Origin of the sequence: Cylindrospermum sp. FACHB-282, assembly GCF_014697195.1 — a bacterium.
GTDB lineage: Bacteria > Cyanobacteriota > Cyanobacteriia > Cyanobacteriales > Nostocaceae > Cylindrospermum.
This window is the reverse complement of the sequence record NZ_JACJRJ010000008.1, coordinates 93,312-105,367: the sequence shown is the minus strand read 5'-3', so window position 1 is coordinate 105,367 and position 12,056 is coordinate 93,312. Positions and strand designations below refer to the sequence as shown.

Annotated in this window: 16 protein-coding genes; 10 read left to right on the top strand and 6 right to left on the bottom strand. The window is 40.2% G+C overall.

Annotation, left to right across the window (positions count from 1 at the left end; translation table 11 throughout):
* Positions 1-2 precede the first annotated feature (2 nt).
* Positions 3-173, bottom strand: a complete 171-nt coding sequence (locus tag H6G32_RS06420; protein WP_199328016.1) for an SDR family NAD(P)-dependent oxidoreductase — start codon at positions 171-173, stop codon at positions 3-5.
* Positions 174-236: 63 nt separating this feature from the next.
* Positions 237-560, bottom strand: coding sequence for a thioredoxin (gene trxA, locus H6G32_RS06415; protein WP_190456269.1), 324 nt, complete (start codon positions 558-560; stop codon positions 237-239).
* An 80-nt stretch (positions 561-640) separates the two neighbouring features.
* Here trxA and H6G32_RS06410 point away from each other — a divergent pair, with 80 nt between their 5' ends.
* Positions 641-994, top strand: coding sequence for an ArsR/SmtB family transcription factor (locus tag H6G32_RS06410; protein WP_190456267.1), 354 nt, complete (start codon positions 641-643; stop codon positions 992-994).
* A gap of 84 nt (positions 995-1,078) precedes the next feature.
* Here H6G32_RS06410 and H6G32_RS06405 read toward each other — a convergent pair whose 3' ends face one another.
* Positions 1,079-2,698 (bottom strand): multicopper oxidase family protein, encoded by a 1,620-nt coding sequence (locus H6G32_RS06405; protein ID WP_190456265.1) that lies wholly within the window; start codon positions 2,696-2,698, stop codon positions 1,079-1,081.
* Between the two features lie 279 nt (positions 2,699-2,977).
* On the opposite strand from H6G32_RS06405, the gene H6G32_RS27045 reads away from it, so the two are divergent.
* On the top strand, positions 2,978-3,106 hold the full coding sequence (locus H6G32_RS27045) for a hypothetical protein (RefSeq protein WP_255502405.1): 129 nt from the start codon (positions 2,978-2,980) through the stop codon (positions 3,104-3,106).
* Positions 3,107-3,192: 86 nt separating this feature from the next.
* The gene (locus tag H6G32_RS06395) at positions 3,193-4,317 is read left to right on the top strand and encodes a site-2 protease family protein (RefSeq protein WP_190456261.1); all 1,125 of its coding nucleotides are present in this window, start codon (positions 3,193-3,195) and stop codon (positions 4,315-4,317) included.
* A gap of 149 nt (positions 4,318-4,466) precedes the next feature.
* Here H6G32_RS06395 and H6G32_RS06390 read toward each other — a convergent pair whose 3' ends face one another.
* Positions 4,467-5,030, bottom strand: a complete 564-nt coding sequence (locus H6G32_RS06390) for a RipA family octameric membrane protein (protein ID WP_190456259.1) — start codon at positions 5,028-5,030, stop codon at positions 4,467-4,469.
* Between the two features lie 98 nt (positions 5,031-5,128).
* Positions 5,129-7,042, bottom strand: a complete 1,914-nt coding sequence (locus H6G32_RS06385; protein WP_190456256.1) for a methyltransferase domain-containing protein — start codon at positions 7,040-7,042, stop codon at positions 5,129-5,131.
* Positions 7,043-7,413: 371 nt separating this feature from the next.
* On the opposite strand from H6G32_RS06385, the gene H6G32_RS06380 reads away from it, so the two are divergent.
* From H6G32_RS06380 to H6G32_RS06360, 5 genes are all read left to right on the top strand, one after another.
* Positions 7,414-7,737, top strand: coding sequence for a cupin domain-containing protein (locus H6G32_RS06380; protein WP_199328015.1), 324 nt, complete (start codon positions 7,414-7,416; stop codon positions 7,735-7,737).
* 157 nt (positions 7,738-7,894) lie between these two features.
* Positions 7,895-8,500 (top strand): vWA domain-containing protein, encoded by a 606-nt coding sequence (locus tag H6G32_RS06375; protein WP_190456315.1) that lies wholly within the window; start codon positions 7,895-7,897, stop codon positions 8,498-8,500.
* A 65-nt stretch (positions 8,501-8,565) separates the two neighbouring features.
* A complete protein-coding gene (locus H6G32_RS06370; RefSeq protein ID WP_190456254.1) occupies positions 8,566-9,168 on the top strand; it encodes a vWA domain-containing protein in 603 nt (200 codons plus the stop codon).
* 61 nt (positions 9,169-9,229) lie between these two features.
* Positions 9,230-9,835 (top strand): vWA domain-containing protein, encoded by a 606-nt coding sequence (locus H6G32_RS06365; RefSeq protein WP_190456253.1) that lies wholly within the window; start codon positions 9,230-9,232, stop codon positions 9,833-9,835.
* Positions 9,836-9,861: 26 nt separating this feature from the next.
* Positions 9,862-10,257 carry a salt stress protein, Slr1339 family gene (locus tag H6G32_RS06360; RefSeq protein ID WP_190456250.1) on the top strand — a complete coding sequence of 132 codons (396 nt, stop codon included), beginning with the start codon at positions 9,862-9,864 and terminating at the stop codon, positions 10,255-10,257.
* Between the two features lie 11 nt (positions 10,258-10,268).
* Here the strand turns inward: H6G32_RS06360 and H6G32_RS06355 are convergent, their stop codons facing one another.
* Positions 10,269-10,601: a winged helix-turn-helix transcriptional regulator gene (locus H6G32_RS06355; RefSeq protein ID WP_190456249.1), complete on the bottom strand. Its 333-nt coding sequence runs from the start codon at positions 10,599-10,601 to the stop codon at positions 10,269-10,271.
* A gap of 147 nt (positions 10,602-10,748) precedes the next feature.
* Here H6G32_RS06355 and H6G32_RS06350 point away from each other — a divergent pair, with 147 nt between their 5' ends.
* A complete protein-coding gene (locus H6G32_RS06350; protein ID WP_190456247.1) occupies positions 10,749-11,372 on the top strand; it encodes an FMN-dependent NADH-azoreductase in 624 nt (207 codons plus the stop codon).
* Positions 11,373-11,476: 104 nt separating this feature from the next.
* The gene (locus tag H6G32_RS06345; protein WP_190456245.1) at positions 11,477-12,034 is read left to right on the top strand and encodes a CHRD domain-containing protein; all 558 of its coding nucleotides are present in this window, start codon (positions 11,477-11,479) and stop codon (positions 12,032-12,034) included.
* Positions 12,035-12,056: the final 22 nt, after the last annotated feature.

Sequence of the window (12,056 nt, the reverse complement as noted above, 5' to 3'; positions counted from 1 at the left end):
GGTTATTTGTTTAATTTTTGAATTTTAGCGATCGCTTGGGCTACTCTTGCTTCAGTCCGACTGTTGATAATTGTTGATACACCCTCTTGGGCTAGTGCTTGGGCAACCGCAAAACCAATGCCTGCGGTTGAACCACTCACTAGCGCAGATTTACCATCTAATTTCAAATCCATTGCGCTTCTTCCCTGGCAGAGATTCCACTATCTAAAGCCGAACAGTTACAACTCTACAACTGCTTAAATATACTGTGTTAAAGTTTTGGTTAAGCTAGCTTTGGGCACTGCCCCCACAACAGTATCGACTTGCCGACCCCCTTTAAACACCATCAGAGTCGGAATGCTACGAATCCCATAATGACTGGCGACGGTAGGATTTTGATCTGTATTCAATTTCACTACTTTCACCTGTCCTTCGTACTCGTTAGCAACCTCATCGACGACTATAGCCAACATCCGACAAGGGCCGCACCAAGGTGCCCAAAAGTCAACCAAGACCGGAGTTTCACTTTCCAGGACTTCTTGCTTGAATGTGGCTTCTGTGACATTTGTAATGGATGACATAGTTGCCCTCTTGAGTTAATTCATTAATTCGATATTATCGAATAAGTAAAATATAAGTCATCTTAAGAGATAATGCAACTATGAGATTTTTATATCATCCAGATCAAAAAGATATTTGTTTACCGGGAGTGCTTTATGCTTTGGGAGACCCAGTACGGCTAGAGATTGTGCGGTTGCTGGCGACTAAGGGAGAGCAATGTTGTGCTGAGTTTAATTTTGCGATTGCCAAGTCCACCATGTCTAACCACTTTAAGATTTTGCGGGAGTCGGGGGTAGTCTTGACTCGCAAAGAAGGCACACAGCACATCAATCAGTTGCGGTGTGAAGATTTAGAGGCGCTATTTCCAGGGTTGCTGGATGCAGTGTTGCAATCGGCTCAACCCTTGTTGGTTGAGCCTTCAATGGCGAAAAAGACTATTTCTCTGACTGGGTAAGCGATCGCAATCTTGGTCTATATCAGTCATCCAAATCTCTAAATTTGGCAATGAGAAACTGCTCAAAAATCAGGCTTTTCTGCCCTATTCCTCTATTTTGACGAATTTCATCATTCCTAGATCCTCATGGTCTAGGATGTGACAGTGCAGCACAAATTCGCCAGTGAATAGCGTATAACGGCTGCGGATATTTACAGGTTCACCCTGTCTCACCAGTAGTGTATCCCGCCAAATCAACTCATCATTGCCACTAGGATCTTTACGCGTGTACTGGAAAGGATTGACATGAATATGGAAAGGATGATTGGCAGCTTTCGAGCTAAGAGTCCACTCATCAGCGGTGTTAAGTTTTAGGGAGATGGGATTGGCATCATCCGGATTAAATGGTTCGCCATTAATTTTGTAAAAATCAAACTCGACATTCTTGTGACCAATTTTTGTGTCTTTGATATCTGGAGGCGCATCTTGCTGTTTTACCGCCAATATCTTAGAGTCATCTGGCAAGTTCATCTTCACAGGCTCACCTTCTACCACCACTTTAGCGAGGTACTGTCCAGGTTCTCCAACTCCCCGGAGGGATTTTTCCGGTGTCGTTGCAATATCTACGAGATGGTATATTCCAGGAACTTTTTCTGCTTGTACTAGCACATCGCTGCGATAGCCAGGCTCAAGTTCAAGCTCATCCCACGAGTCTCTCTTACCTAGGGTGATACCATCAACTGCGATTTCATGAAGCGGAATATTCTTGTGGTTTGGGTATTGCAGTGCTAGCTCGATTGTATCGGAGATACCAGCGTGAATAAAACGCCAACGTTGCACTTCTCCTGGACGCATTCTGATTGTTGGGTAAATCTGACCATTAATCGTAGTCTGGCGTTTTGATAAAGACCACTTGGATACGAAGTTAAAAGAATCCGGCGGTACTGGTGTTACTCCGAACCCATCATAATTTTCTATTTCGCCCTTGGTGTCATAGGATATCTGCTGGAACACAAATATTTTTTCCTGTGCGTTCTTAATCTCAGGTAGTTCATCAAGTCCACCCTCAACGATTAAAGCTCCCCCCATCCCACTGGACACCTGTAGAGCCGTCGAGCCATGCTTGTGGGCATGATACCAATATGTACCGGCTGGATGCTTGGAAGGTAGCTGAATTTTGATCTCGTAGGAAGGGTCTGGATCTTCCTCCTTTGCCTTCGGTGGCATTAGTTTCAATACATTGTCAGAATCGTCGCTGGGCGAAACGTGAAATCCGTGTGTATGGAAATTAGTTGTATTGAAGTCATGTGGTGTATTAGGATCTGTAGACTTTGTAGGCGTTTTTAATGGGTTTGGCGGGAGGCGGTTGATCAAATTGATATTGATCAGATCCTTTGGCTTAACACGCAACGTCGGCCCCACTAATTCGCCATTGTAAGAACGAAGATGGACTGAACATCCGGCGATTTTGTTATAGCCGTATTTGACCTCTAATGGAGTTTCCAAAACACCATTCTCAGATAAAATTTCCCTTGGATTCTGAAATTCAGCACCCCCATAAGTTTTAAGGTCGATCGGCTTTTCAGCACAAGGATTCGGCTCAGAAGCATTATCTGCTAGTTGTGCAATTTGTAGCGAAGCCGCATAAGCAGCAGAAATAGGTGTAATTACCAATACCACTGCCGCAGCAAATACACAAAGAATATTGAAGAGGCGTTTTCCCATCATGGCACTCGTTACTGATTAGTGATGTTGAGCAGGGATTTATCAGGTTGCAAGCTCAAAATATCTATCTAGAGATAGATACTACGCAACTTTGACAACCTGTAGTAGCAAGTTTAGGACTGAATGGGGATTAACTGTAGTAGCGAAGACAGACTGTTAACACAACTTTACTTCTCTGGAAAAAGAAAAATAACCCAAATCCAAATATTGAACTATTTTTCTAGCTAAAAATAATAAAAGTTGTTTAAATCAAAGATTTTGACAAAACAGGTTCAGTCTGTGGGAAAGTACCTTGGGGTGAAGCGCCGGATTTGTCAGTTTTCTATGGGATACATCCGCACCTTTTTTGAAGGGATAGCACTAATTCCCAATAACCGCACCTTTATAGCCGGACACCACTACCGTTAGAAATTCTCATTTTTGTTTACACATCGTTACACTAGAGACATCGAGAGTGAGCCAATAGCTCAAAATTAAAATTAAAGGTACAGGGCATGAATGGCACAATTCGCGTTGGTAATCTCTGGGGAATTCCCTTCTATATCCATCCATCGTGGTTTTTAGTTCTAGGACTGGTAACTTGGAGCTATAGCGGTGGACTGGCGGCGCAATTTCCCCAATTAGATGGGGGGTTAGCTTTGGTACTAGGATTGCTAACAGCGCTGTTGTTATTTGCCTCTGTCGTCGCCCATGAATTAGGACATAGCCTTGTCGCTATTCGCCAGGGAATTGAAGTTAAATCGATCACACTATTTATATTTGGCGGTTTAGCCAGCTTAGAAAAAGAGTCAGAAACACCAGCTGATGCTTTTTGGGTAGCGATCGCCGGGCCAATAGTTAGTTTAATACTATTTGCCACTGCCACAGCCATTGGTTTTGCTACCACTATATCAAGTCCCTTAGGAGCAATTCTCAACTTGCTGGCATCTGTTAACCTAGCATTAGCCTTATTTAACCTGATTCCTGGCTTGCCATTAGATGGCGGAAATATACTGAAAGCCTTAGTTTGGAAAATCACAGGCAAACCCTATAAAGGTGTGGTTTTTGCCAGCCGCATCGGACAACTCTTTGGTTGGGTGGCGGTGGTTTATGGTTTACTTCCCTTAGTCATATATGGCAGCCTGACTAACGCCTGGTACACCCTAATTGGTTTCTTCTTGCTGCAAAATGCTGGTAGTTCTGCTCAATTTGGCAGAGTGCAGGAACAACTCATCGGGTTGACTGCTGGGGATGTTGTCACAGCCAATAGCCCGATTGTCTCGGCTAATTTAACCTTGAGAGAGTTTGCTGATCAGCAGGTTGTCAGTGACAATAACTGGCGTCGGTTCTTAGTTATAGATGATGAGGGACAATTAATCGGTGCGATCGCCGTTAAAGACTTGCAAAATACCCCAACAGCCCTGTGGACAGAGACTCAAGTCAGAGACATCATGCGACCAAATACATTATCTACCACAGTGCAATGCGATCGCCCATTATTAGAAGTAGTGCAGCTACTCGAACAACAACAGCTATCTTCACTTCCTGTAATTCGTGAGAACGGCGTGCTAGTGGGAATTTTAGAAAAAACGGAAATTGTCCAGCTAATTAAGCGCAGATCCCAGCTAAACCCCGCATAGTCGCCAAATAAAAAAATACTCCTTCTCGAACCTCCCTCAGTCAATCTGAGGGAATTTTTTCATCTCACATTCTGACGAAGGATGTCCTAGGGAACATTGCTCAGATCAATTAGCTTTAATAAGTGAATGATGTTAAATTAATTTGTATTTTATTTAGTAAAAAGTTTAATCAAAGAGTAGATAAGTAAACAAAAGTATGGAAAGCCCAGAATAAAAGGTACATATTTTTCAACTTTTGTTAAACGTCTATAATTTAGGGAAATATTACCTTCTTTTAAAATTTCCCACTCTCTGGTATAACAAGGGTACGGCAAATACTTTTCCATTTCATTAATAACCTTGAATTTGAGAAAATTAAGTTCTTTATATGAATTTATATTCACAATCCACACAAAGCATAAAGCTAGTCCTAAAACTGCTAGTAGTAAAAGTAGCAGTACTTGATTAATAGGCAAAATCTTTTTATCAAAGAAAACTGACATTAGAGCTAGAATCCCAGATAGCAAACTTATATAAAAAGTGTTAATTTGTCCTCGTCTAGCAGTATTCCTATCCATCATTTCAACATACAACTTATATTCCTCTAAGATATGTAAGTGAAAGTTTTCTCCATAACTATTTCTTCTTGAGTCTATAGGTTCAACCTGGTTTTGAATTTTCTGGTTGATATTATGAATATTTTGTTGGTCTGCACTAAGTTGGTTTTCGCTCATAATCTATTGTTGATGAATAAACGTGTAACTAAAACTCTTGTCAGGGTTGAATTTTCAAAATAAGGATAAGGTGGCTTTGTGCTGCTAGTTCAGACGCGTTAGTTGGGAAGCCATATCGTATAAACATATATTCCACCAACATCATCACGGTCTAATGGTCCAATTTTTTCTTTTTTAAATTCTAGTCCAACTCTTTTTAAAAGCTGTTCATACTGTTCACAAGAAATCTTGAAGTCCCCTATTTCTCGAAGTCCTGAGTCTAGCGCTTCTTGCTCAAGAGTCGCTAGTATAAGCTCTTCTTGCTGTTTGGCAATATCAATAATATGATTATGGTAAGCTTTTAGCGCACAGTCTCGCGACTCCTTATCATTTAAATTGTGTTCTGGAATAAATTCATCACCTACAATTATTAGCCCACCAGGCTTAATATTCCGTTTGATATTTTCAAAATATTGTTCTTTGTCAGTAATTCTAATATGGTGGTCAGCAAATGATGAAAAGATATAGTCGAATACTTGGAGAGGATCATAAGTTCGGCTATCTTCATGAACAGCTTCAATTTTGCCTTTGTATCTTCTAAACTTAGATAAAAGCTTTTTATAGCAATGCCAATCAATTTCAATAGTAACTATTTTATTAATATTTGAAAGATTCGCTAAACGACTAGTGAATATTCCTGTTCCCGCACCTAATTCTAATATAGAAGAGGGATGATGATTATGGTTACTATGTTCCATAAAAATTTCAATCATTCGTCTCATCATATCTTGAAAATAAGCATGCTTTTCTTCATGTTTATCATAATCTTCCACGTCAATATATAGAGACATTTCTATTGTTTTTGTATCGTAATCAATAAGATTAGGAGGATTGAAAATCAAATTTTTTAATTTTTCAATTCCCATATCATTATCATTTCTAATATTTTTAGGAATAAATACAGCTTTTCTTACCATGCTATTTAAGACCTTTTCGTAAATTGAAACTGTATGTTGATCAGCAGTAAATCGAATAGATTTATATCCTTGAATATTATCGTAATCTGCCAGTATTTTGCTGCCAGATGCTTCAATTATTGAAAAATCTTTACTGTATGACGGACCAAATTCTCGTGATAGTATTGACAGGCGCATTGCATAAACTCTGTATCTATTGGCATGATCTTGTAATGTGTCAAACATTTGGATAAATTGGTCTTCAGTCGTAAACACAAATACTCTAATATTATCTTCGTTTGATGTTTTTAAAATTTCTTTACCTAAAGTTTGCTGCCAAAACTGTTCCTCTACATTGACAAGAGCCACCGCTTTCACAAAAGGATTAATTTTTTTTTGTAAAAATATCAAGTATTCTGGATATTGAGATGCGGGGACAGTGTAACTTGAAATGCTGTTTGTCGCTCTAGTTTTAATTTCAATGAATGAATGAAGAATTACTTGCTGAAAACAAATATTCTGCCGAGCAAATTCGCTATTTTTTAACTGATCAACAGTATCTTGAAGAGATCCAATTGTTCTATCCATTTCCGACATATATTCATAGGGAGATTGAGTAACAAGTCTTAATACTTTATCTTCAAATTCAGGAAACTGACTTTGTATCCATACTTCGCATTCCCTCCGACTACGGTTTGTCATTTCTTGTAGCAGACTTACCCATTCATCCTTTTTGATGCCATCAATACTCTGAAGCTGCTGTAGTGGATTACTCAATTTTTCTCCAAAGGTGACAAGCTTACAATTATTAAGTTTTCCAAAAAGAATTCCTGTCTCGAAGTTAACCCAAGGTCGCTTGGAAGAACCAGGAGTTAGACATACAACACCAAAGGAAGCTCTTTCTAAGGCTCTATTTGTTGCGTTAAACCAAGCTGCACCTGCCGTTATATCAGCATCTGATACCCAAGGATTAAGCGGATAGAACTGAAGCATATAGTCTCTGAGATATAAAGCTATACGTTTTCCTAACGCACCCGTCCATGAGATAAAAACTTCTTGATTCTCTTGCGAATTCATATTGCCCCTGTATATAGTGATGTTCTAGGATAGCGAGCCAGTTTCACTCAAGTATTTCGTTACTATGCATCCTGCCAAGCACACAAACTGTTGAACCTAACTTGATTGAATTAAAACTGGCTCTTCAGTCTTGTGAATGGGGTATTGCTCTCATTTATGGTATTTACTTATTCATCTACTGAACATATACAAGTTGTTTGATAACTATTCCTGAAAAAGGGCAAAAACTGATATTGCTTCAAAATCTGTATATCAGAGTCGCTTTCAAAGATTTACCCAGTAAAGTTTTCTGGTAGATTTAATTGTCTGGTTCAATGATATCTGTGAGGCTCTGCCTCGTCCTTTACTACTGGAGGCAGAGCCTCCTGAGAGTGCATTCCCAAGCAGAACCTAGGGGCGGTAACAGTTCCGAACCATTTTTAGCTGTAGATTATATGGATTTACACCTCCTCAACCCTAGTTGTGGCATTGGTTTACACCGCCATCGCGATAATCAAGAAATATTTCTGATGATGGAAGGTCAAGGCTTCATGGTAGTAGGTGACTGGTGCAAAATGGATCAGCGAGAACGCTGCTTTGAAATTCGTAATCTCAAAGCCGGACACTTTGCCATGCTCAAGGGTGGTAATCTCCATGCTTTGATGAATAGCACTGATGAACCGATTTCTCTGTTTATGTTTGGGGGATACGATTAATGCTCTTAGGGGTTTAAATATCACTTATCCAGCCGTTTAATCCTGTTAAACGGCTTTTTTTGCGATTTATCGATTATTACAAAGCACACTTCAAATGTACCTCTCCCATGACCCAACAGTTAAAATAGAAGCACAGGGATGTAATCACAAGGATATTATGATGAGCGATCGCGACTATACATTAATCATTGACAAAAGCGGCAGTATGTCCACCCCCGACCAAGCAGGTGGTAGAAGTAGATGGGAGATAGCCCAAGAGTCTACAATTGCCTTAGCCAGAAAGTGTGAACAGTTTGACCCTGATGGTATTACTGTATACCTTTTTTCCGGTAGATTTAAACGCTATGAGAACGTCACCGCGGCCAAAGTCGCCCAGATATTTCAGGAAAATGACCCTGCTGGGACAACAAACTTAGCCAGTGTACTTCAGGATGCCCTCAATAGTTTCTTTCAGCGCAAAGCCAGCGGTCAAAGCAAGCCCAATGGTGAGACAATATTAGTCATCACCGATGGCGAACCAGACGATCGCAAAGCAGTATTTGAGGTGATAATTCAGGCAACTCGCCAAATGGAACGAGATGAAGAATTAGCAATTTCGATTATTCAAGTAGGTTCTGACGCTCAAGCAACCAAGTTTCTTAAAGCTTTGGACGATCAGTTGCAAGGTGTAGGCGCCAAATTTGATATCTGCGACACCATCACTTTAGATGATTTAGAAGATATGAGCCTTGCAGATGTATTGATGAATGCGATAACTGACTAATTTATCAATAGTCTCAAGCCAATTGACTAACAACTAAAAACTGATAGCGGGAGCAAGTACAAGTTTTGGATAACCGTGACTATACATTGATTATTGATAAAAGTTGCAGCATGGCAACCTCAGACAAAAAAGGTGGTCAAAGCAGATGGCTAGAAGCACAGGAATTTACCTATGCCTTAGCTAGAAAATGTGAAGAGCTTGACTCAGATGGTCTAACAGTTTATCTTTTTTCCAAAGAATTTCAACGCTTCGATTATGTCACATCAGCTAAAGTTTCGCAAATTTTTGTCGAAAATATTCCTGAAGATACGACCAACTTAGGAAGTGTACTTCAGGATGCAATCAATAATTACTTTACACGGAAAGCTGCGGGAAAAACTAAGCCAAATGGAGAACTAATATTAATTATTACAGATGGTGTACCCTATGACCGCCAAGGTGTATTTGAAGTTATAATTAATGCCACACAACGAATAGAAAATGAGCAAGAATTAAGAATTTATATTATTCAAGTAGGTTCAGACTCCCAAGCAACTAAGTTTTTCAAAGCTCTGGACAATCAGTTACAAAGTGTAGGCGCTAAATTTGATATTTGCGACACCATCACTTTAAATGATTTAGAAGACATGAGCCTTGCAGATGTATTGATGAAGGCGATAACAGACTAACTTATCAATAGTCTCAAGCCAATTGACTAACTACTCATAAGTAATAGCTAGAGAGGTGAAAGTGTTGGAAAACCGTGATTATACATTGATTATTGATAAAAGTGGCAGCATGGCTACCCCAGATCAAAAAGGTGGTAGAAGTAGATGGTTAGCCGCACAAGAATCTACCTTAGCCTTAGCTAATAAGTGCGAGCAATTTGATCCAGATGGTATTACAATTTATGTATTTTCTGGTAGATTCAAGCGCTATGAAAATGTGACAACTAGCAAGGTAGCACAGATTTTTCAAGAAAATGATCCATCTGGTACTACTGATTTAGCAGGGGTCTTGAAACACGCTACTGATGATTACTTTCAACGCAAGACAGCTAGTAAAACTAAAGCGAATGGTGAGACAATTTTAGTTGTTACTGATGGTGAACCAGATGATCGCAAAGCGGTGATGAAGGTAATTATTGAAGCTTCTCGTCGAATGGATCGCGATGAAGAATTAGCTATTTCCTTTATTCAAGTGGGGACAGATGCTCAAGCTACTCGCTTTCTAAAAGTCTTGGATGATGAACTTCAAAGCGCAGGTGCAAAATTTGATATTTGCGACACTGTGACAATGGAAGATATGGAAGATATGAGTCTTTCAGAAGTGCTCCTCAATGCCATTACTGACTAACCATACCCTTGACAGGACTGGAAAAAATGGATTCCATTGATAAGCTGTTATCTCAACTCAAAGCTGAATATGAGGAACCAAAGCCTGGACAGCAGCAGACCAAACAAACTCCTGCTAAATCCTTCATTCAACCCCCAGGAAAGTCAGCGTCTGTTATGGATAACTTGTTGGCGGAAGTTCAAGCTGATATTGCTGAACAAGATGCTGCTGAAGAGTTGAGAAAACAGCAAGAATTAGAGAAGAAGCAAATTCGCCAAGAACAACTCAGAGCCAAGCAACTAGAGGCTTTAAGGAAACCAGCAAAAGAATGGTTAGCCAAATTAGATCCACTTTCATCAGAAGGACTTTGGTTTGAAAGCTTTGCTAAAGGATTTCCCTCCAAATTAGAAGCGGCGATTGAATATTTGCAAAGCAACCAATAACAAGAGGCCTATTACCTATTACCTAAATGCTGAACAGCCCATTCATGCATTGCATAGAGAATTGGTTTTAGACTTTCTCCCAAAGGTGTTAATGAATATTCTACCTTAGGGGGGATTTGTGGGTAGACTTCTCGATGTATAATCCCGTCTTCTTCCATTTCTCTTAGTTGTTGGGTGAGCATTTTTTGGGTAATTCCGGATAAGGAACGCTGTAACTCACCAAAACGTTTTACTCCAGAAATTAATTCTCTAATAATCAAAACCTTCCAGCGTCCGCCGATTACCTTGAGCGTTGTTTCTACTCCACAAGTTGGTCTGCTATCAATTTTTGCTTCGGCTTTCATGGTTACTTTTTAGTAAGTATCTTACTTTTAAGTGCGTACTTTCCATATTAACTTTACATAGTTTAAAGTCAATTGAGCAAGTATTTTGTAAGTCAACTGAACACTATTAAACGCCCATAGGCGTAGTTTGAATCGGGAACTTTATTTATGGCAAATATCCTTCATATTGACTCTAGCCCCCGTGGTGAGCGTTCTGTTTCCCGTACTCTCTCCTATGAGTTTGTCACTTCCTGGAAAGATACTCATCCTGGCGATACAGTAACTTACCGGGATTTAGGGCGCAATCCTGTTCCTCATGTAGACGAATCGTGGATTGCTGCTGCTTTTACACCACCCGATGGGCGTACACCCGAACTGGTTGAGGCAATTAAGTTGTCTGATAGCCTCATTGATGAACTGCTAGCGGCTGATCGCTACGTCTTTGGTGTACCGATGTACAACTTGAGCATCCCCTCTACTTTCAAGGCTTACATTGACCAAATTGTTCGTGTTGGGCGCACTTTTGTAATTGATGAGAACGGCTACAAAGGTTTGGTCGATAGCAGCAAAAAAGCACTCGTGATCACCTCTCGTGGTGGTACATTCCCTCCAGGAACCCCCTACGCTGCTTATGATTTGCAAGAACCCTACATCCGCACTATTTTCGGTTTTATTGGAATTACAGACGTTACTTTTATCCATGCCGATAGCCTGAGCTTGGGTGATGATGCCCGTAGTAAGTCTTTAGCAGCAGCTAAGGATGCGATCGCCTTAGCAGTAGCTAATTGGTAATCAGAGATGATGAATTTGGCATTTTAATTTGTCACATTCTCCAGTAGAATCACTTAATATGCCAAATCTATCTTCTGATATTCCATCAGCTTACACAGTAATTTATGAAGCTTTTTGTCACAGGGACATTACTGGGTGCGGCCATTGTCTCATTCACGCCCTTAGCCGCTAATGCATCAACTTTTCATTTCACCAGTACGCTGAATGGCGCTCAAGATAATGCTATTACACCAGCTACAGGTACATTGACAGGTACACTCAACGGTGAAGCTGGAAGCTGGATTTTTAACTATGTAGTTAATTACTCTGGTTTGCAGGCGAATCTTGTAGCCGCACACATTCACAATGCCCCCCTAGGATCAAACGGCCCTGTTGTTAATTTTCCAAGTAATTTAGTCACAGGTAACACTGCGGGTACAATTACTGGCATTTGGCGGTTTAATGATGCGGTTAGACCCTTGACAGATTCATTAGCTCAAGCACTGTTAAATAGTAATACTTACTTCAACATCCACACAACAAAATTCCCTGGAGGCGAAATTCGTGGGCAAATCCAAGCTGTTCCCGAACCTCCAACGGCGTTGGGGCTTTTGGCGCTGATGGCTTGGGGGGTAAGCTGGCAATTTAAAAATCACAAAGCTAAACAGAAACTAGCCAGCTAATACTAAGCTCGACTTTATCCAA

What these genes read in the sequence shown, in the direction of transcription:
- H6G32_RS06420 (WP_199328016.1), bottom strand. Translation starts at nt 173, where the DNA reads ATGGATTTGAAATTAGATGGTAAATCTGCGCTAGTGAGTGGTTCAACC.
- trxA (WP_190456269.1), bottom strand. Translation starts at nt 560, where the DNA reads ATGTCATCCATTACAAATGTCACAGAAGCCACATTCAAGCAAGAAGTC.
- H6G32_RS06410 (WP_190456267.1), top strand. Translation starts at nt 641, where the DNA reads ATGAGATTTTTATATCATCCAGATCAAAAAGATATTTGTTTACCGGGA.
- H6G32_RS06405 (WP_190456265.1), bottom strand. Translation starts at nt 2,698, where the DNA reads ATGGGAAAACGCCTCTTCAATATTCTTTGTGTATTTGCTGCGGCAGTG.
- H6G32_RS06395 (WP_190456261.1), top strand. Translation starts at nt 3,193, where the DNA reads ATGAATGGCACAATTCGCGTTGGTAATCTCTGGGGAATTCCCTTCTAT.
- H6G32_RS06390 (WP_190456259.1), bottom strand. Translation starts at nt 5,030, where the DNA reads ATGAGCGAAAACCAACTTAGTGCAGACCAACAAAATATTCATAATATC.
- H6G32_RS06385 (WP_190456256.1), bottom strand. Translation starts at nt 7,042, where the DNA reads ATGAATTCGCAAGAGAATCAAGAAGTTTTTATCTCATGGACGGGTGCG.
- H6G32_RS06375 (WP_190456315.1), top strand. Translation starts at nt 7,895, where the DNA reads ATGATGAGCGATCGCGACTATACATTAATCATTGACAAAAGCGGCAGT.
- H6G32_RS06360 (WP_190456250.1), top strand. Translation starts at nt 9,862, where the DNA reads ATGGATTCCATTGATAAGCTGTTATCTCAACTCAAAGCTGAATATGAG.
- H6G32_RS06355 (WP_190456249.1), bottom strand. Translation starts at nt 10,601, where the DNA reads ATGAAAGCCGAAGCAAAAATTGATAGCAGACCAACTTGTGGAGTAGAA.
- H6G32_RS06350 (WP_190456247.1), top strand. Translation starts at nt 10,749, where the DNA reads ATGGCAAATATCCTTCATATTGACTCTAGCCCCCGTGGTGAGCGTTCT.
- H6G32_RS06345 (WP_190456245.1), top strand. Translation starts at nt 11,477, where the DNA reads ATGAAGCTTTTTGTCACAGGGACATTACTGGGTGCGGCCATTGTCTCA.